Below are 19978 nucleotides of genomic sequence, written 5' to 3' on the forward strand. Positions count from 1 at the left end.
TATTTGCATTAACTATACTCTAATTCACATATTCGATTTTTTACGACTAATATTATTTGGAGCAAAGTATGTCAGGCGGAGAAAAGTTACTAACACTCGCTGAAGCAAGCGCAATGATGGGAAAAACCGAAGTTACGGTGAAACGCTATGCCCGCGAGAGCTTAATTAAAAGCGTTAAACAAGGAAGCGAGCTCATGTTTCCTGAAGATGCTGTTATTAAGTATATTGAAATTGAAAAGAGGCTAAACGGTTAAGGCTTTGTCCTAACAAAGCTCAGGTTGCCTTATAAAGCTCGCGATTAAGCGGGCTTTTTTTTGGTTTAGCAACAAGCTACACTCGCCTTATGATTTATATTTTAATTGCCCTCATTCTATTTGTACTCATTACGCCAGGTATATGGGTTAAATACACCATAAAAAAATATGCTCAAGATTTACCTGATATTCCTGGTACCGGTGCTGAGTTAGTAAAACACTTATCTAAAAGATTCGAGCTAGTAGACCTTAAGGTTGAAGAATGCCCTGACGGGCAAGATCATTTCTCTCCACATGAGTCTACGATTAGGCTATCCAAATACATCTACGATGGGCGCTCTATTAGCGCAGTCGCTATCGCATGCCATGAATTTGGCCATGCGCTTCAGTATCATAGGAATGAAAAGATAGTCAGACTAAGAGAGCGGTACACCCCGATAGCATTATTGATAGAAAAGGCTGCGATCGCAATGCTTGGGATTATTCCGGTTCTTGTTGTTATTTTTAAGGTACCACAACTCGGAATTATTAGCTTACTATGCGGGCTTTGTGCTGTTTTTATTTCAGTGGCACTTCAATTAGTAATATTGCCTATGGAGTGGGATGCAAGTTTTAACAAGGCACTTCCGATAATTACCGAAGGTAACTATCTGCAAGATGATCAAATCGAGCCTTGCCGTAAGATTCTTAAAGCTGCTGCAATGACTTACGTCGCGGCAACTCTAGCAAGTGTATTGAATGTCTGGCGATGGCTAGCCATATTGCGGCGCTAACGTTCTATGGCGCTTGCCAGTCGCGCAATACCGGTATTTTGAAGATGGTTCCTTGCTTGTCTAGCGCAAGATAAAACTCTCCAATTTCTCTAATGACTAAGCCAGAGAAACCATCCCCTTCCCTTAAGTACAAATTATTAATCATGGCTCTTCGTGCGCTCGGTTCTGAAGAGTAGATATGACTGCTAAATTCTATTGTCGGAACCCCCCTTTGAAAGCTAATATTCATTTCACTTAGTAGAGGAAGGTCTGAAAATGCATTTGGTGCACTACTAATTTGTTTGCTTCTATCGCTCTCGTCGTTCACACTTGTCGGCAATATTTTTTCCTCGACAGCTTTAGAAACCGGGGCTGCTTCGGAATAAGGCTCGGCAAGCGGCGGGCTGATGCGCTTAACACCCGCTTTAGGTCGGATAACATCGTCAGCTTCGACTGGCTCTTTATCCTCCTTAGCAGAGCGTTTATCGGAAAAGTCATCCTTTAGAATAGGAAGAGGCTTTGCTTGAATGGGTGCTTTATCAATGAGATGGGATGGAAGTGCCTTGGTTTTACGGCCAGTATCCTTAATGTCCGGCTCAGTCGAGGAGAGTGCTTTATTGTCAGTTAACAGGCTATTTTCAGAGCTTCCACTCTCATCAGTAGAATTGCTGCCTAGAAAATAAAATATCAACGCACCTGCATTAAGTAAAAGGACAAATATTAGGAGGTAAGGCCAAAGAGGCTGTCGCGACATATTCCTTGGCATTACCATCATATCGTTATTAATCGAAGAAACCTTCTCTTGATGCCTATCCTGTTCTGACCTTTTCAAGGCGTCTAAAATGTATGACATGCTAATTCGCCCCCATAAGTCGAGGGACGCCTAAGTTAAGGCGCGAATTTATATGAATCAGCGTCATGCTGCCCGCGATGCCGTCAGGCACAAGGCCTGAGCTGGCTTGAAAGCGCTTAATCTGGTCTTCAATTGGTTCGCTTTTATTGGCTTTATACTGACTGAGTCGAGACAAGCTTTTCCTCAACCATGCCTCTTCTTTTTTCTGTCCTGGCATTACGAGATTCGATTTGTAAGGAGGAACCTTCCAAACAATTGAGTACTCCCCAAACCAGTAGCGATCAACTTCGTCAAGAGAAACCCAATACTTCTCATTCTTATGTGAAACCAAGGCATCACTACCTTCAACCCCCAGTATTGCGATATATAGCGACTCGCCATAGTCATTGACTAGGGTTAACACCGCGGGTCGGTCTAACTTTAGTAACGAGCGCCAATTACCATTTTTATGCAAGCACTTAAGACCGTACATTTCGGCGTAATCACAGGCCAGCATAAAGGGGGCTAAAGGATAGTCGATTCCCCAACGCTCTAAAATCATGCGATATGCATGATATCGATCATCTTTCTGGGTTTTGAGAGAAGATAGGTCGTTAATGATCGGGATCTGTATTGATGAGTTATCAGCATAAGGAGCCTTAGCGGGGCTTTTTTCCGTAGTTGAAAATTGCTGTAAATCTGCCACTTCTTCTGCTGAAGTACCGCTTTCTGATATAGCCTTGGAGTCGTCGCCCTCTTCAGGAGTGATTTGTTTTACTGAGGCTGGGTGCAGCTCGGGCTCTGTTTTGGAAGAAGAGATTATACTTTCCAGCTCAGCTATTCTGTTGTCGTATCGCTTGTCCAAAGCAAATACTCCAATACTGGCAATTATTGTTAGCAGGACAGCAATTATCCCCCTTTTGATTGACGAACTTAGTTTTAGTGGCTGCTTAAACTTTGGCCCCTGTATTTCCGCGTATGCGCTCTTAATATGTTTTGCATCAATAACATCCTCTTGCATTGCATAAGCACCGAGCAAGGCGCGGTCGCAAATAAGATTAATTAATCGCGGTACGCCACCACTCAAGTTAAAAAGAGTTTTTATTGCTTTTTGATTAAATAAACGCCCGCGTCGCCCCGCAACCGATAATCTACAATTAACATAAGCACCAACTTCAACTTTACTCAGCTCACACAGGTGGTATCTTGCAGTGATTCTTTGAGCGAGCTGCCTTAAATCATTCTGAGCTAGCACTTCCCTTAATTCGGGTTGCCCAAGCAAAATTATCTGAAGTAATTTCTTTTCAGATGTTTCAAGGTTAGTAAGCAAGCGCAGCTGCTCTAGTACATCAACTCTAAGGTTTTGAGCTTCATCGATAATGAGTACGGTGTGGCGATTGTTAGCGTGTGCATCAAGCAGGTAGCTGTTAATTAGGTCATTTAAGACTTTAATTGATGCTGAATCGGGGTACGCTATTCCAAGCTCATCACATATTGATGCCATAAGCTCACGTGCCGAGAGCTTCGGATTTATGATGAATGCTACGTCGGTATTTTTTGGAATCTGATTTAAAAAACAACGGCAAATTGTCGTCTTTCCTGTTCCAACTTCACCTGTAAGAACAACAAAACCGCCCTGCCCGGATACACCATATAAAAGATGAGCAAGCGCCTCTCTATGACGTTCACTCATATATAGATACCTGGGATCAGGCGCTATAGAAAAAGGTAGTTCTTTAAGACCAAAAAAGTCCTGATACATGACGTCAGCTTAGCGTAGTTGCGAAGTTTAGCTTGGTAGCAAACGCAAAGCTTAAAGACAGGGCTCGCCAAAAGCAAGTCCTTACACTCGCTAACGGATTGCCTTATGATCATCAATTAAACTAAGGCTCCCACGATGCGTTCTAACATCAGTCTTTAAGCGGGAAATGCAGCTCTCGAGTGTCTTGCTTATTTTGGAATGTGTACGAATCATCGCTAATTTAGGCCATGTCGCGCGCTCACCCTGAAGCATTAACTCCTTCATGAATTTCGTATCGGGATTGCTAAGCAGCTTCATATAGTGCCCAAGCTTGTAATTTGGAGCAACAGTGACGTCGCCATAATAATTCTGAGACATCATAGAATAAGCATGACCAGAAACTTGTCGAAGCATCTCAGATTTGGTATGAGTTCTTATATAGTCACTCACTGCCTGGCCATGAAATTTTGCTTCGGCTTTAACAAGCGCTAGGGGTAATTTTAAGAAACGATTACTAGACAGCCCTTTTGTTCGTTCCAGCAAAGGCACTACATGAGGATTGGTTTGACTTACGATAGAATAATTAACATCGTAGAGGTGCATTAGGCGCTCGATTGGCAAGTCGCTAACCATGCTGCCATCAACCCAGCGTAAGCGGGGCATATACGGTACGTTGTGTCCATGTTCATCTTTCTTAAGCAGTTTAACCGGGGGGAAAATTCCTGGAACTGCGCAAGACGCTAACGATGCACTCCACGTTAGCATGTATGGAGATGTGTAACCTGACAATAATCTAGCCTTTTGATGAGCCTGGACAGGCGAAACAGTGATATTAATACTCCGCCCCGTCTTCTCGTAGGCCTCTTGCATCGTGTATTCACCTACATAACTACGAATATAGTCTTGCAGCTGACGCTGATCCATAAAGCCTTTGCCTTTAATACCATTCAATAGGCCCATCCACTTCCAGGCTTTCATATTATGGGTATTAGGGTCAAACAAGGAAGGTAGTTCGTCATCGGTATGCGTCCCTAAGGCGGCAGCAATGATAGAACCGGCGCTTGAGCCAGTTACGACATCTGGCAATAAGCCATGCTCCCACAGGGCCTTTACAACACCGATATGGAAGACTCCTAAGGAAGCGCCGCCACTTAGCAATAATGCGGGGCGACCGAAGGATAAAAGTACATCTTTAAAAAAATCTAACTTTTTATTTGATGGCATATCAGAGGTTTGCCTATCGCAAAGATAGGAAAGGCAATCGCAAACTTCTTCAACGTATTCTTCAATGAGTGTTTTGGTGCCGTAATAGCATTGGTTATAAAGGCGTATGTCACCCATATTGCCAAGGTCATGATGCAAGCCTTCGCGAATGTCTCGATACAAAGCGGTGAGATCACCATTTTGCTTGTGCTCTCTTAAAAGACAGAGTCGATCAGAAATAAGTTCGTAGTTATATACATCAGAAGCAATATTGTCTTTCCAGGCATCATTATGTTGCATGGAGTCGAGTGTTTGAGCGGCGTCCTTCCATTCAAGGAATGAGGTAGCCTGCGACATTCTTTGTTTTTCTTTTTTTATCGTGGTGTGCATCTTAAAGCGAGCCATATAGTTGATTTTATCTTTTATCCCATCAATCAACTATAGGTTATTTTTTTCTGCAGATATATTGAACTTGTATTAAGCCCTGTGAACTTATGTTAAATAAGCCTGATATTAGAAGTCCTCGTAATCAAAATCTTCATCATCAGCGAACGGGTCTTCTACTTCGCCATCTTTAATAAGGAAGTTTCGATTTTGCAAATAGGCACTCCTGAAGAAGGCGTAGCGGTCTTCTTTGAATAATAAGTTGTTCGCAGCTAGCAGGTCTGCTCGTGTATCTATTAAATCAACAGCCTTTAGAGCAATACTTTCTTCAGTTGAGAATTCGACAAGATAGTCAACCGGGTCGGCAACGTAATCTACTATTTGTCCGCTAAAGTCTCTGACGGTAGATGGCCCTAGAACAGGTAACACAAGATAGGTAGACTCTTCATAACCCCAATAACCAAGTGTTTGTCCAAAATCTTCATCGCTGGCTTCCAGGCCAAATGAGGTCGCAACATCAAACAAGCCGCCTATGCCAAAAACAGTGTTGTAGATAACTCGGTTAAGAGAAACAACCGCGTTGTGAAACTTAGCCTGCAGCAAAGAGTTAACAAAGGTTTCGACATCATTGAGGTTGCCAAAAAAGTTGGTAACACCTTTATCGACAAAACCGGGCGTTACAAATCTGTAAAGCTTTGCCAAGGGAGTGGCGAGATACTCATCCAAATTATCATTCAATACGAACATGCTTCGATTAAATGACTCATAAGGATCTATTTCTGCGTATCTAGGGTCATAATAAGGCTCTTCTGCTTCATCATTAGCGAATGCATTAAGCGTAAAGGTACTTAGAAATAATAAAATTAGAGCGTGGTAACAAAAGCGCATACTTAATCTCTTATTATAGTTCTGCTTACTTTTTAGTTGTTATAGTTTCTTTAGGATTATATTACCAACAGAATAGCCTGCACCGAAAGAGCAAAGTACACCATAATCACCGGTTTCGAGTTCTGATCGATGCTTATGAAATGCAATCACAGAACCGGCCGAGCTAGTATTCGCATATTCATCCAGTATAACAGGTGCCTCAGAAACCTCTGCTGCACGACCTAATACACGCTTGGCGATAAGCTGATTCATGCTTAAGTTAGCTTGATGGAGCCACATCTGTTTTAGGTGTTCAGCGCTAAGCTCGTTTTCCGCCAAGTGCTCATTGATCATTTTAGCAACGAGTGGAGATACCTCTTTGAATACTTTTCGCCCTTGCTGAACAAATAGCTTATCACTAAAGCCTTCACTGCCGGGAGCACAACGATTCAGGAATCCAAAATTATTACGAATATTATTGGAGAAGGTTGTCTTTAATTTTGCGCTGACAACTTCGAACGAGTCATCACAAGATACTGTGTCAGCTCTCTCTATCACGATTGCGGTACAGACATCACCAAAGATAAAGTGACTATCTCTATCACGAAAATTTAAATGCGCTGTGCAGATTTCCGGGTTTATTAACAATACAGCCCTGGCAGAACCGCACTGAACAGCATTGAGCGCAGCCTGAAGGCCAAATGTGGCCGATGAGCACGCCACATTCATATCATATGCGAAGCCTTCTACACCAAGTTGGCTTTGAACCTCAATTGAGACAGCTGGATAAGCGCGCTGTAGATTCGAGCAAGCGACGATGACGGCATCGATATCAGCGACGGTTTTGTTTGCATTTTTGAGCGCATCTTTGGCTGCTTTAACGGCCATTTCGCATAAGATACTAGGCTCGTCATTGGAGCGCTCAGGTAGCAATGGGTGCATTATTTCAGGGTCAAGAATGCCAGCCTTATTCATTACGTATCGGCTTTTAATTCCAGAAGCTTTTTCGATAAAAGCGGAAGAAGATTCTTGTAGCGCTTCGAGTTCGCCTGCGGCTATTTTGTCAGCATTTTCACGATTAAAGCTTTGCACATAGGCGTTAAAACTCGCAACAAGCTCATCATTTGAAATAGATTCACTTGGTGTAAACAGCCCAGTACCAGAAATAGCAGCCTTTATCATGGTCACCTCTTTGCTAACGGCAAGCATGACAAGCGTACCGCGTTTAGATTCAAAACCTGCACTAAGTACAAGCCGATAAGTAAGAAAATAGCTGCACAGATTACGTTTTACGAGCTTTAATGACAACCAATATTTGAGCCAACCTTGGTGAGTATTCGGCTACCGCCTAACGCTCTCCCAGAGTTTGTTTAACCTTTTCTCTGAGACAGTCTCACTCGTACCCAATTGCTGTGAATACCAAGACACTCGTTGCTCCTCCAGTAACCAGCGAAATCGCTCCAGGTTTTCGCACTTTAAACCTTGAGCATCCAGCTGTTTTTTTCGAAGTTCGTATTGCTCCCACCATTCGGATAGTAAGGGTACATAGCGCCTTTCATTGGCCATATCTCTTGCCATTTTGTCATAGCGTAGAGAGCAAGCTTGCAAATATCTAGGAAAGCTCTTTAGCGAGGTATAGGGCGTGGATTGCAAAAAGCCATCGTAGACTAAGCAGGTAATCTGGTGTTTAAGGTCAGCCATAGGCATAGCTACTGCCAAGTTCATTTTACCTTTTAGGCGCTTCATTATCTGGTGGTAATGATTAAGTATGTCGAAAACAAGAGCGCTGAACTCTTCGCAGATCTTAAGGAAATCACCCTTACCGCCCTGTAGACAAGCACTAAACTGCTCTGCATTGCGTGGAAGCTCTCCATTAAGGAAGTGCAAACATATTGCCGCAATCAGAAAGTCATCATAAAGTGCGCTGGCTTGCCCGACAGGTGCATAAAGCAAGCCTAGCTTTTGGTAGTTTTTAATCGCTTTTTTGAATTGCGAGCGAATACCTTGGAGCTCAAAGCTTAGTAATCGCGCAATTCCAATTCGCGTAATCGCCTCGGCACCTAGCTTATCATTACAATGAATGAGCCTGATGTGTGCTCCACAATCTTGAAGCGCCGGGTATTGCATCATTTCAATACCCGCTTGTTTTATTATCTGGGATTGTTTGAGCTCGCCAAAGTCCCAGGCAGTAATATCAACTTGTTTTTCAGGTCGGTTCTCTTCCAGTTTTGCGGCGTTTTTTGCCAAATGCTCAACTTTTTGCGAAAGCTTAACGAGGTCCCTACCCTGGTTAATCAGCCGGCCTCGCTCATCCAGCACTTTAATGTTAAAGCGCAGGTGACTGTCTAGTGACTCAAGATTCCAGGCCTCAATAGGAATAGATATGCTGCCTATAATTTTTAGCTCATCACTAAGAATCTCAAGCAAAGGGCGTGAACTAGCTTCAACCTTTGGCAGTATCTTGTCTACAACATCCGGCACAGGAACAAAGTGCTTTCGCAAAGTTCTGGGAAGCGTTTTGATCAGGTGGATGCATTTTTCACGAAGCAAGCCAGGAACTATCTTCTCGAGTTTATCTACAGTTAGCTGTTTTATTGCATTAATTGGCACCGAGATATTTACACCATCATCTTCAGCGCCGGGTTTGAACTGGTAACTCAGAGGAAAGCGTATGCCATTATTTTCAATATGTTCAGGATATAGGCCCGGATCGAATGAATCCGCATTTTCGCTGCGCAGCTGACCTTTTGTAAACCGTATTAGCTTTGAGTCAGCTTCGCTTGCTTTTTTTGCCCACTTTTCAAATGCAGCACCACTCACAATGTGTTCAGGTAAAGCCTTATCGTAAAGTCCGTATATCACCTCATCATCGACCAGGACATCTTTACGACGCGTGCGGTCTTCAATCGATTCCACTTCATCAATAAGCTTTAAGTTATGAGCGATAGCCTTATTTTTGGTGCGAAACTCTCTCTCTATGAGTCCGGTGCGAATAAATATTTCACGGCAAACTCCTGGGTCAATCTGGCTGTAGTTAACTGGGCGCTGAGAGACAATTTCAAGTCCGTATAAGGTCACCTTTTCTTTGGCAATTATTTGTGCCCTTTTGGCTTCCCAATGAGGTTCGGCATAAGAACGTTTTACCAAATGCTTTGCAAGCGGTTCTATCCATGCAGGATCGAGCCTTGCGTTATATCTGGAATAGACTTGTTGAGTTTCCACGATTTCAGCGGCAAATAACCATTTAGGGCGCTTTTTGTTTACGCCAGACCCGGGAAATAAGTGGAAACGTCGATTTCGACACCCTTGATACTCGCGTTTTTCTTCATGTTTACCGATATTGCCAAGCAAGCCGCTCAATAAAGCCTTATGAATAGAGTCATAAGAAGCCTCGCTATCATTTTCCTTGATGCCGATGCTTTTTAAAACGAGTAATAGTTGTCTATGTATCTCGCGCCACTCCCTCATACGCACAGCGGATAGGAAGTTTTTCTGGCAAAAGCGCTTTAATTGATTATTGCTTAGCTCCTGGCGTTTATCTTCAAAGAATTCCCACAACCGCAAAAAAGAAAGGAAATCTGATTCAGGGTCTTTATATTCCGCATGAGCCTGGTCAGCTGCTTGCTGCTTATCTGCAGGGCGCTCACGAGGATCTTGTATGCTTAAGCCGCTAACAATAATCAGCACTTCTTTTACTGCGTTTAAGTCCTGAGCGCTAAGCAGCATGCGTCCTAAACGAGGGTCTGTGGGAAGCGTCGCAAGTTTCTTGCCCAACGCTGTTAAGCGGTTGTTTTCATCGACGGCCTGCAACTCAAATAGTAGTTTATAGCCATCATTTAAAAGACGAGAGTCAGGTGGATCAATAAACTGAAAGTCTTTCACTGCCCCGAGTCCGGAGTCGATCATTTTAAGAATAACAGCCGCTAGATTGGTGCGCTGTATTTCCGGATCGGTAAACTCAGGTCGTGAAATAAAGTCGTCTTCACTGTAAAGTCGATAACAAATACCTTCAGCAATCCGCCCACAACGACCCTTTCGTTGATTTGCACTCGCTTGGGAGATTGACTCGATAGGCAAACGCTGTAATTTTGAGCGATACGAATAGCGGGAAATCCGCACGGTACCGGGGTCAATTACATAGCGGATACCAGGCACTGTAATTGAGGTCTCAGCGACATTAGTAGAAAGGATGATTCGTCTGCCAGAGTGAGGTTGAAACACCCTGCTCTGGTCTTTGGTACTTAACCTGGCATATAAGGGCAGTATCTCGGTGTCACGCCATTCATAATCATTAAGGGTCTTGGCGATCTCTCTGATCTCTCGCTCGCCAGGTAAGAAAACCAAAACATCGCCAACTTGCCAAGAGCGTTGGCGTTCTTCGTCTTGAATCTCCTCGACCACTGTAGCTATCTGCTCACCAAGAGATAACTCTTGTACATCTGCACCAATAGATGGGCGGTAATTCACGTCAACCGGATAACTTCGCCCTGAAACAGAAAATATTGGCGCGCCAGTAAAGAACTCCGAGAACCGGTCTACGTCGATCGTGGCAGAGGTAATAATGAGTTTTAATTCAGGTCTTTTCAGCAGAACGCGTTTTAAGTAACCGAGTAAGAAATCAATATTTAAACTACGCTCATGCGCCTCATCAATAATAATAACTTCATAACGATTTAAGTAACGGTCAAACTTGATTTCATTTAAGAGAATACCATCCGTCATGACCTTTATTAGCGTACTATCACTAACTTGATCGGTAAAACGAACTTGATAGCCAACCAGATCACCAAGCGGGGAATTTAGCTCTTCCGCTAATCTCGTCGAAACGGTGCGTGCAGCGAGACGCCTTGGCTGAGTGTGGCCGATAAGGCCCTTCCTTCCAAGCCCCGCTTGAAGACAGGCTTTTGGCAGCTGAGTCGTTTTACCTGATCCGGTTTCACCAGCAACAATTACAACCTGGTTATCCTTTATTGCCTTGCTAATGTCGTCAACTTTTTGGGAGACAGGTAGCTGAGGCGGGTATTTGATTGAAACCGGACGGTTTATTTTTTTACTTAGACGATCTTTAGATTCCTCAATTTCTTGAGTTAGCTTTTCAAGCTTTTCCTCTAGGGCGTTATCATCACCGTGTGATGAGAGTTGCTTGAGTCGTTTTTTAAAGTGACTTTGATCTTTGTAAGAACAGCTGGATATGGCCTGCTGAAGCTTTCTGACATCTAAGGGCATTAGATAAAACCTGGTTCAAAATAACAAAAAATAATAAAGCTAAGTTTTTGATTCGTACGGATTCTAGCCTATTCTAAATAGACGAACCTTAAAACTATTCTGTCAAAATTAGTTGTAAAGAAAATTAATTCAAAACTATAGAAGCTAAGAAGTTATGCGCGTACTTGAAAACATTACCTATGACGAATTAAGAGTCAGCGATTATGCCACATTTACTAAAACATTAAGTGATGAGAATTTGGTTTTATTTGCTGCGACTAATGGCGAAATGCCGCTGAGTGCTTTATCTGTCGATGCTGCGAAAAAGAATGTATATGACGATACAGTCGGCTATGGCATGTGGGCTAGCTCACTTATCTCAACCGCTTTCGACAAAGTCATTCCTGGGCCTGGAAGTATCTACCTGGACCAAAACCTAAGCTTTAAGCGAAAAGTAGAGCTGGGAGACACGCTGACGGTAAAGCTCACTGTACTCCAAAAGCTCGAAAACCATAGAGTGTTGTTTCAGTGTGACGTTAGTAATCAAGATGGTGAAGTCGTGGTAAATGGTGAGTCGACTGTAATCGCCCCAATTGATAAGATATCTGTAGACCAACAATCACTCCCACGAGTACACATCAAGAACTAGGCTTTATTAAATTATAATGGATAAGATTTTTTTAGCGCTCGATTCAATACTAACCCGTTACGAAAATCTTTTTCATAATGCTAATGAACTCGGCTTACCCTCTTTTCAATGCGACCCGATCTGGCCCTCGCCTTGCGCAGTTAGTATCGTCAAAGACTGTCATTACTGGCGCCATAAGGAAAAGAGATCAGGGAATATCTTTGCAAGCCTTGAAGATGCGCTCGAGACCAAATTCCATCCCGATTTCCACGCCTTCTTCGAAAGCTACTGGGCGAACGGAATGCGTGTAGAGCACCCTTTAGTTGATTTTGCGTTAATACAAACGTGGAACGAAGAAGATCAGGAGCGTCTAAAAGAAAATATACTCGGACACTGTTTCGCGAAGCTTAAGAACAAACAGAGCTTAACGCTATTTATCGGCTGCACCGACAGCAATGAAGTTGTAAGTATTGAAAATCATAGCGGGAAAGTCATTTTAGAGCGCCCAGGTCGAAAAGATTATAAAGAGTTGGCTGACAACCTTGAAAGTTTCTTGCTAGCCCTCAACCCTACAGCACTCGAGTACAACTAAGGCGCCTTCATGTTAAGCCATGCTTCTTAGTAGCGCGGGAGCTTAACATTTTCAAACATTTCTTGAACGTCCTGACGATGCATATGGCGGTAGCATGCTTCCTCGACAACCTTCTGAGTAAGATGAGGTGCAAACTGTTGTAGGAACTCATACATAAAGCCGCGCATAAAGGTCCCCTTCCTGAATCCGATATTGGTAACACTTGCCTCAAACAGTCGGTCGGTATCAATCGCAGTCAAGCCGACATCTTTTTGAGTGTCGTAAGCCATGGATGCTACGATCCCGATACCCAAACCGAGTTTCACATAAGTTTTTATGACATCGGCATCGGACGCAGTAAAGACAATATTTGGAGATAATCCAGCCTCTGAAAAGGCAGCATCAAGCTTGGACCTCCCGGTAAACCCTTTCACATAGGTGACAATCGGGAATTCAGCTAGCTTGGCTAATGTTATATCACTATCTGAAGCAAGCGGGTGATTGTTAGGCACGATAACGATTCTATTCCAAGAATAGCAAGGCATCATGATTAAGTCTGGATGATGCTCGAGCGCCTCAGTCGCAATTGCGAAATCCACGGTGCCATCTGAGGCAAGTTCGGAAATTTGAGCAGGTGTTCCCTGGTGCATATGCAATGAAACATCGGGAAAGCTATTCATAAATCGACTAATTACCGTCGGCAGGACATAGCGCGCCTGTGTATGTGTAGTAGCAATCGACAAGTCACCTTTGTGCTCATTATTAAACTCCTGAGCAATTTTTTTAATACTTTCGACTTCTCCAAGCACATCGCCAACAACTTTCAGTATCGCTTCGCCTGCGGGTGTTATCCGTGTTAGGTGCTTACCACTACGAGAGAAAATCTCTACCCCCAGCTCGTCTTCTAGCAAACGAATCTGCTTACTTATACCGGGCTGAGAGGTGTATAAGCTTTGTGCAGTTGCAGAAACATTTAAGTCGTGATGAGCGACTTCCCATATATAACGGAGTTGTTGTAATTTCATTATTATCTCCAGACAGGATCGGGTTACACCAAAATGATATAAAGCTATAGCTAAATATTCTTATTGGAAATAAAAAAACTTAGCTATAGTATGAGAAATAGCATCAAATTGGTGCGCACAGCTTTGTTTAATGTGCTGTCTAAGTTCAATTTGGCTCGAAGTGTTATCAACAGCAAGGCCTCAAAAACGGCCATTTGATTAACTAAGCCTTGTATTTCCCTATCTATATTAGACCATAATCATGGAATTTCTTGCTTTAGGTGATTTTATTACGTACGTGCTTGCCGGAGCCGGTGTTGGTTTTGCGGTTGGGGTGACGGGTGTCGGTGGCGGGTCCTTAATGACGCCGCTTCTTATACTCTTCGGTTTCCCGACTCATATCGCCATTGGAACGGATCTAATTTATGCCGCCGCAACAAAGGCGAGCGGTGTAATTTCGCATGCGAAACAGTCTACTGTTAACTGGCAGATAGTATTTAGATTAGGCTTAGGCAGTATCCCGGCTTCACTTGTTACAGTCTACATGCTGAAGAACCACTTTGGTGATCCGTCCAGCTATCAACACATCTTATTAACTGTGCTTGGCTGTATGTTAATAATGACCGCCCTGGTAATTCTTATAAAACCTCGCCTTACCCGTTCATTTAATCTAAGCAGTAATGAGCGTCATAAGCTTAAAAAATACCAAGGCTTATTAACTGTATTTGCAGGGTTTATTCTCGGTATTTGTGTAACCCTAACGTCTGTTGGGGCTGGCGCATTTGGTGCAGCAGTTTTGATGATGCTTTATCCACGCTTAAACCCCGTTACTATCATCGGAACTGATATTGCCCACGCGGTACCGCTTACGCTCATAGCCGGGTTGGGACATATGCAGCTTGGTAATGTGGATTTCGTTCTTTTAATCTCCCTGCTAGTTGGGTCTATTCCTGCCATTCACTTTGGTTCAAAATTGAGCAAAAAACTACCAAGTGAAATATTGCAGCCAATATTAGCCAGCATCCTATTGATTATTGGGGTAAAATACGCGATCTTTTAGCCAATAACGCACAACACAAATACAGTTGAAGCTATGTCGCCAACATTTAATCTACTTAAAACAAAGTTCTTATCACCGCCATATAACCCAAGCAGTATTTTAAGAAAGCACCTACTAGAGCGGCTTGAGCTTCGGAGTGGCAGAAAGCTGGTGTTGGTTTCTGCACCTGCAGGCTATGGTAAGACAACCCTTGTTTCGCAGTGGCTACATCACAGTAAATCAAAACACTGCTGGCTATCACTTGATCAGAACGACAATCAGGCACTGAGATTTTGGCGTTATTTTCTTGGAGCGCTTCAAAGCTCTATTTCTGAATTCGGAGAAGAAGCACAGACACTGCTTCGGGACGATTCAGCTCACATTGAGGGCGCTGTCACTTCGATAATTAATGAGTTGAATGAATGGGCTAGCCATAATGAGCACCTTGATATTGTCTTAGATGACTTTCATAACATTGATAGTAAGGAATGCCTGAACCAGTTCGCCTACTTTGTCGATTTTCTGCCACCTTCTGTTCAAATTATCATCACATGCAGGTTCGAACCTTCGCTTCCGATCTCTCGTTGGAGTGTAAAAAACTGGGTAGACCAAATACAATCATCAGACTTGGCCTTCTCTATTGAAGAATCTAAAGCTTTTCTTCTTGATTATATGAATCTATCGTTAAGTGATGCGCAAGTAGACTCCTTGTTTGCATCCAGTGAGGGCTGGATAGCCGCATTACAACTTGCAGCGCTATCCGCCGTCTCCACTCCCAAGGCTGACCAGTCGCTCATATCTGTAGATAGGCTTCTTTCAGATGATAGGCATCTGAGCGAATATATTGTGAGTGAAATTCTCTCTCAACAGCCGCAAAATGTTTCAGACTTCTTATTGAGGTCTTCATGTTTACTCCGCTTAAACGCGCAGCTTTGCGACTCGATGCTTAATATCCAGGGTTCTGCGAAGATACTTGACCACCTTTATAGAGCAAACCTCTTCATTACCCCCTTAGATAATGAACATAGCTGGTACCGTTATCATGAGATGTTTAGAGAGTCGCTCCTTCGAAAAATTAAAGTAGAGCAACCAACACTTCTAGAAACATTGCAGAAAAGCGCTATTGAGTGGCTTGTCACGCATGAACAAGCCCATGAAGCGATAGAGCAAGTTGTTCAACTTCAAGATTGGGATCTTTTAATACAATTGCTTGAAAAAAATGGTAACAACCTAATACATGAAGGGCATCACTTACTCGTTTTAGAGTGGCTTCGAAAAGTACCCGAAAAGCTATTTAGCCAGTCTCCCCGCGCGATTATGCTTAAGATCTGGGCATTGTTCTTCAGTAACAAAATTGAAGTGATTGCCCCTTTGCTAGAAGAGCTGGAACTCCTTATTGATAAGCAACGCTTGCTTTGCATTGAAACTAGCGCAAGTGAATTAATTGACTTACATAGTGAGATCTCGCTTATTCGGGCCTATCTGGCTCGCAGCCAGTCAGACCTAAAGAGCGCAGGACAATTAACTAAAGATGTTCTGAAAGAGCTCGATACAACCAAGATGCCCCTTAAATCCGTCACCTATTACGGAATTGGTCTTGATAGCTTCGCTGTCGGTGACCTGGAGTCTGCGGAAGCTGCTTTGAGCGAAGCAATTGAGCATGGCAAGCGAGAGAAGAAATATACCACGGTGCTATCAAGCAGCGGCCTGCTTGGATGGATCTATTTTTACCAAGGTAATCTTGAAAAAGCGTTAGAAACCGGGATTATTAACCAACAATGGATCGATAGCTATCACGACAACTCTCAACCTAGAATAATTTCTTGTTGGCAAAATAGTGCCTTGGCATTGATATATACAGAGAAAGCCGAATTTACTATCGCTCAGTCGTACATCAACCCCTTGCTACGACATTTGGAAATTGGGACAGAGCCAGGCCAGCACATAATCATTCAGTACACCCAAGCAATGCTTTATTTTGCACAGGGCAAATATGTCGATGCTATCGAATGCTTGGATGATGCATGGCATACCTATCAGCACAAACGAGACTCCATCGTTTTCACTCCACCAAGTATCATCGCACTAAAGGCTCGCTGCCTTTTATCAATGGGGATGATAGAGAAAGCTCAATTTGTGATAAATGAACTAAACGAAGAAAGCATTAATGCTGTCCCCTTAAACTATGAGGATATTAACCTAACAAAAGCACGGATTTTTGCGGCGCAAAGTAATTATAAACTTGCATTGGAAGTAATTAACCGTCTTGCTGAACAGACTCGTTCTAAGCACCATGTATACAACCTGATTCAAGTATTGAACCTTTCTGCCTCAATCTACCATAGCCTCCACAACTCAAAAGAAGCCGAAGAAGCAATTAAAGAATCATTACATCTCGCATCACAGGACGGCTTCATCTCTGTTTACACCAATGAGGCTGTTGAGCTTCTTCCGGTTCTAGCACTGGGTGCTGATCCCAGCATACCTGACAGCTATTTGCAGAAATTGAGCGCAACATTAGGATTAAGCAATGAGACCAAGCCTGTTCAACAAGATGAACTGCCTGGCGCAGCAGCATTGGAGAGCAATAAGCAATTGCTAGAACCTCTTAGCTCGCGCGAACTTGAAGTGCTCGGCCTGATTGATCAGGGCTTAGCAAACAAAGAGATCGCTCAGAAGCTAAGCCTCGCACCGGCCACCGTCAAAGCACATATTCGCAACCTATATGGAAAGATAGAAGCAAAGAGTCGTACAGAGGCTTTATCAAAAGCACGAAGCATTGGTCTGATCTAATATACGAGATCATAAAGTGTGATGCGCATCACACTTTATATCACTTAAGCCTAGGCGTAAGCCTTATGGACGATCTAATTAAGCCTGACTAAGCCCTATTATAAACTCATCGAAACAAGCAGTACTAAGTAAAAACTTCAGGCCTTTTACTTAGCGATGTTTGCGTCTTTCAGGTATTAGTTTTCCGATCAGGGCTTCCCTACAAGGCCCGACTTGTGAACGCGGCGAGATGATAGTTCGGCATCATCCGCCGCTTTTTTTTGCCTAAATTTTATAGATTCAGCAGGTTTGCTTAGCCAAACTGTCGACGGTATGGCGGCAATGAATTGATCAAGAGATTACCGTAACGACGGGTGAGCAGCCGATTATCAAGAATCGTCACCTGGCCGGTGTCTTTCTCCGTCCGAATCAAACGACCACAAGCTTGAATCAACTTAAGGCTGGCATCTGGCACGGTCACTTCCATAAACGGGTTTCGACCTTGCGCCTCGAGCCACTCACTAATGCTTTGCTCTAAAGGGTCGTTAGGCACAGAAAACGGTATTTTGGCAATAACAACATGCGTAAGGTAATTGCCTGGCAAATCAATCCCTTCAGCGAGGGAAGCCAAGCCAAACAAAATACTTCGCTTTGAAGAATCTATAAGCGCTTTATGTTTGTTTACCAGCTCCTGCTTTGAGTATTCGTCTTGGGTCATAATATCTTTGCGTAAGACCGGGTCTATTTGATAAAGCACGTCATTCATTTGCTTTCTAGAGCTGAATAAAACTAATACAGCTTGATCATCACCAATCCAGTTTGCCAGATTTGAGGATATTTCCTGAGTGTGCTGTTCAGGGTCTGAAGCTGACGATGTCATTGGAGGAATTACCAGCTTGGCAACTTGATTAAAGTCAAACGGGCTTTGCACTCGATGATAAACACTATCAGCGGGTAAACCTGCTTTGTGAGCAAGTCGGTCAAACTTGCCAAGCGCTGTTAATGTTGCGGAGGTTAATATTGCTGCGTAAGACTTTTTCCACAACGCTTCGTGAAGCAAGCCACCCGCGCTTAATGGGCTACCATGCAAGCTAATATCGGCAGCGTTTTCATATTCACGCAGCATTAACCAACGCGCATTCGGCGGCGCACCTTCTTTTTCAACTTTTCCGTAGAACATCCAAAGCGCGTGCAAACCTTCGGCTCTGTCACACAATGCACCAATAACAGGAAACCATTGCTCCCCTTCTTCTCGAGATAAACCGCAATCTGATTTTTCATCAACAACTTTGTTCATTTCGTTTCGAATATCGTCAAGCAAACGACATAAACTCGCAAACAAAACTTTTAGTTCTTGCGCTGCATCTAAAAGCGCTTCGGGTATAACTCCCTGTGGGAAGCGAAATCGTTTGACACTATTATTGTCTTCTTCATCCCATTGAATTTCCTGAGCAAGGTAATCATAAGTACGTGTAATCCAGTCATGTAGCTGAGTAGATACCAAGGAAATATCCTCAATATTTTTGTGAAGAAAATTACCCTGCGATAAATAAGGTGAAAGCTCCACCATTGCTTTGCTAAGCACCTTGAGCCAGTTATCGGTACTTTTAAGACCGCCTTGAACCGTAAAATGATTGAGTGCCTTATCTGCCAAATGGTGCCCTTCATCCAGTACCAAAATAGACTGCTCGGGTGCTGGCAATATAACGCCACCACCCAAAGCCAGATCTGATAACAAAAGATCATGATTAACCACGACAATGTCAGCATTGTCCCAGGTCTTTCTGCTTTCATAATAAGGGCAAGAATTAAAATAGCTGCAACGGCGCTTGCTGCACTGCTGATTATCAGTCGATAGACTGCGCCAAACTTCAGGTTCGATCACGCTTTCCCAGGTATCTTTGTCGCCATCCCAAGCTCCTGAAGCGTATTTAGATAGATACACCTCTAGCTCAGATTTATCGGTAGAAACGCTATCTTCCTGGGTTAGAAATAGCGGTAACGCAGTAGTATCGCTATTGACATTATCAAGCTGTTGATCCAGCTTGCTCAGACAAAGGTAACGACCCCGACCTTTTGCCAGGGCATAGTTGAAATCAAGGCCGGAGTATTTCGCTAGCTCAGGTAGGTCCTTGCTCATGACCTGATCTTGCAAAGCGGTTGTAGCGGTAGAAACGATAACTTTTCTACCTTGCGCTAAAGCAAGAGGGAGCACTGAAATGCTGTAAGCAAGCGTTTTTCCAGTGCCGGTGCCTGCCTCGACAACACATACTGCTGGGTCGGACTTTCGTGCACCCTGATCATCTTCTTTAATGCTGCCTAAATATTTTGCTATCTCGGCAATCATTACTCTTTGCCCATATCGCGGGCGGAATCCTTCCCTAGAAGTAAACTTGCGATAAGTGGACTGTATGAGTTGTTTTTGACTGTCTGTAAGCATTGGTTAAATAAATAACTATTTTTTAGGCGATTAATAAGGAGAGAATAAAAATATTTCGTTTTACAAAGGCGCGTCCAGCCGCTTGCGCAATTCCTTACGGTAGTTTCTAGGCGAAACCTTCATAAGTTTCTTAAAGACGCGCGAAAAATAAAGCGCATCATCATACCCGAGTTGGTAAGCAATATCAGAAATACTTATGTTTGTTTGCTCAAGTAAAGAACATGCCTGCTCGATCTTCATGTTCGAAAAGTGTTTTAGCGGTGAAATACCAGTCAACTCATGATAG

15 protein-coding genes are annotated in these 19978 nt (G+C 43.3%); 6 read left to right on the plus strand and 9 right to left on the minus strand.

Going from position 1 to position 19978, the window contains the following annotated elements; genetic code table 11:
* Nucleotides 1-68 precede the first annotated feature (68 nt).
* Both A3763_RS19955 and A3763_RS19960 read left to right on the plus strand, forming a co-directional pair.
* Nucleotides 69-254: a helix-turn-helix domain-containing protein gene (locus A3763_RS19955; RefSeq protein WP_068510693.1), complete on the plus strand. Its 186-nt coding sequence runs from the start codon at nt 69-71 to the stop codon at nt 252-254.
* Nucleotides 255-343: 89 nt separating this feature from the next.
* Nucleotides 344-1027 (plus strand): zinc metallopeptidase, encoded by a 684-nt coding sequence (locus tag A3763_RS19960; protein ID WP_068510691.1) that lies wholly within the window; start codon nt 344-346, stop codon nt 1025-1027.
* A gap of 4 nt (nt 1028-1031) precedes the next feature.
* On the opposite strand, the gene A3763_RS19965 is transcribed toward A3763_RS19960, so the two are convergent.
* From A3763_RS19965 to hrpA, 6 genes are all read right to left on the minus strand, one after another.
* On the minus strand, nt 1032-1859 hold the full coding sequence (locus tag A3763_RS19965; RefSeq protein ID WP_068510690.1) for a general secretion pathway protein GspB: 828 nt from the start codon (nt 1857-1859) through the stop codon (nt 1032-1034).
* Between the two features lies 1 nt (nt 1860).
* Nucleotides 1861-3531, minus strand: coding sequence for an ExeA family protein (locus tag A3763_RS29975; protein WP_304438873.1), 1671 nt, complete (start codon nt 3529-3531; stop codon nt 1861-1863).
* Between the two features lie 159 nt (nt 3532-3690).
* A complete protein-coding gene (locus tag A3763_RS19975) occupies nt 3691-5187 on the minus strand; it encodes a DUF3336 domain-containing protein (protein WP_068510686.1) in 1497 nt (498 codons plus the stop codon).
* Nucleotides 5188-5295: 108 nt separating this feature from the next.
* Nucleotides 5296-6054, minus strand: a complete 759-nt coding sequence (locus A3763_RS19980) for a VacJ family lipoprotein (RefSeq protein ID WP_082865131.1) — start codon at nt 6052-6054, stop codon at nt 5296-5298.
* Nucleotides 6055-6093: 39 nt separating this feature from the next.
* A complete protein-coding gene (locus A3763_RS19985; RefSeq protein ID WP_068510751.1) occupies nt 6094-7215 on the minus strand; it encodes a beta-ketoacyl-ACP synthase III in 1122 nt (373 codons plus the stop codon).
* A 159-nt stretch (nt 7216-7374) separates the two neighbouring features.
* The gene (gene hrpA, locus A3763_RS19990; protein WP_068510684.1) at nt 7375-11259 is read right to left on the minus strand and encodes an ATP-dependent RNA helicase HrpA; all 3885 of its coding nucleotides are present in this window, start codon (nt 11257-11259) and stop codon (nt 7375-7377) included.
* Nucleotides 11260-11413: 154 nt separating this feature from the next.
* Between hrpA and A3763_RS19995 the strand changes: the two genes are divergently transcribed.
* The gene (locus A3763_RS19995) at nt 11414-11887 is read left to right on the plus strand and encodes a hotdog domain-containing protein (RefSeq protein WP_068510682.1); all 474 of its coding nucleotides are present in this window, start codon (nt 11414-11416) and stop codon (nt 11885-11887) included.
* A gap of 16 nt (nt 11888-11903) precedes the next feature.
* On the plus strand, nt 11904-12458 hold the full coding sequence (gene syd / locus A3763_RS20000) for a SecY-interacting protein (RefSeq protein WP_068554184.1): 555 nt from the start codon (nt 11904-11906) through the stop codon (nt 12456-12458).
* A 26-nt stretch (nt 12459-12484) separates the two neighbouring features.
* On the opposite strand, the gene cysB is transcribed toward syd, so the two are convergent.
* Nucleotides 12485-13462 (minus strand): HTH-type transcriptional regulator CysB, encoded by a 978-nt coding sequence (gene cysB, locus A3763_RS20005; RefSeq protein WP_068510261.1) that lies wholly within the window; start codon nt 13460-13462, stop codon nt 12485-12487.
* Between the two features lie 241 nt (nt 13463-13703).
* Here cysB and A3763_RS20010 point away from each other — a divergent pair, with 241 nt between their 5' ends.
* Both A3763_RS20010 and A3763_RS20015 read left to right on the plus strand, forming a co-directional pair.
* Nucleotides 13704-14501: a sulfite exporter TauE/SafE family protein gene (locus tag A3763_RS20010; RefSeq protein ID WP_068510263.1), complete on the plus strand. Its 798-nt coding sequence runs from the start codon at nt 13704-13706 to the stop codon at nt 14499-14501.
* Between the two features lie 33 nt (nt 14502-14534).
* Nucleotides 14535-17273 (plus strand): LuxR C-terminal-related transcriptional regulator, encoded by a 2739-nt coding sequence (locus A3763_RS20015; protein ID WP_068633292.1) that lies wholly within the window; start codon nt 14535-14537, stop codon nt 17271-17273.
* A gap of 292 nt (nt 17274-17565) precedes the next feature.
* Here A3763_RS20015 and dinG read toward each other — a convergent pair whose 3' ends face one another.
* Entirely contained in the window at nt 17566-19692 is a 2127-nt protein-coding gene (gene dinG, locus A3763_RS20020; RefSeq protein ID WP_068510267.1) for an ATP-dependent DNA helicase DinG, read from the minus strand.
* Between the two features lie 60 nt (nt 19693-19752).
* Nucleotides 19753-19978: AraC family transcriptional regulator (locus A3763_RS20025; protein ID WP_156495206.1), on the minus strand; the 226-nt coding region annotated here is incomplete at its 5' end.

It is taken from the genome of Oleiphilus sp. HI0128 (assembly GCF_001635365.1).

Excerpts from the sequence above, each read along its gene's own strand:
- A3763_RS19955 (WP_068510693.1), top strand. The coding sequence starts at position 69 with ATGTCAGGCGGAGAAAAGTTACTAACACTCGCTGAAGCAAGCGCAATG.
- A3763_RS19960 (WP_068510691.1), top strand. The coding sequence starts at position 344 with ATGATTTATATTTTAATTGCCCTCATTCTATTTGTACTCATTACGCCA.
- A3763_RS19965 (WP_068510690.1), bottom strand. The coding sequence starts at position 1,859 with ATGTCATACATTTTAGACGCCTTGAAAAGGTCAGAACAGGATAGGCAT.
- A3763_RS29975 (WP_304438873.1), bottom strand. The coding sequence starts at position 3,531 with ATGAGTGAACGTCATAGAGAGGCGCTTGCTCATCTTTTATATGGTGTA.
- A3763_RS19975 (WP_068510686.1), bottom strand. The coding sequence starts at position 5,187 with ATGGCTCGCTTTAAGATGCACACCACGATAAAAAAAGAAAAACAAAGA.
- A3763_RS19980 (WP_082865131.1), bottom strand. The coding sequence starts at position 6,054 with ATGCGCTTTTGTTACCACGCTCTAATTTTATTATTTCTAAGTACCTTT.
- A3763_RS19985 (WP_068510751.1), bottom strand. The coding sequence starts at position 7,215 with ATGATAAAGGCTGCTATTTCTGGTACTGGGCTGTTTACACCAAGTGAA.
- hrpA (WP_068510684.1), bottom strand. The coding sequence starts at position 11,259 with ATGCCCTTAGATGTCAGAAAGCTTCAGCAGGCCATATCCAGCTGTTCT.
- A3763_RS19995 (WP_068510682.1), top strand. The coding sequence starts at position 11,414 with ATGCGCGTACTTGAAAACATTACCTATGACGAATTAAGAGTCAGCGAT.
- syd (WP_068554184.1), top strand. The coding sequence starts at position 11,904 with ATGGATAAGATTTTTTTAGCGCTCGATTCAATACTAACCCGTTACGAA.
- cysB (WP_068510261.1), bottom strand. The coding sequence starts at position 13,462 with ATGAAATTACAACAACTCCGTTATATATGGGAAGTCGCTCATCACGAC.
- A3763_RS20010 (WP_068510263.1), top strand. The coding sequence starts at position 13,704 with ATGGAATTTCTTGCTTTAGGTGATTTTATTACGTACGTGCTTGCCGGA.
- A3763_RS20015 (WP_068633292.1), top strand. The coding sequence starts at position 14,535 with ATGTCGCCAACATTTAATCTACTTAAAACAAAGTTCTTATCACCGCCA.
- dinG (WP_068510267.1), bottom strand. The coding sequence starts at position 19,692 with ATGCTTACAGACAGTCAAAAACAACTCATACAGTCCACTTATCGCAAG.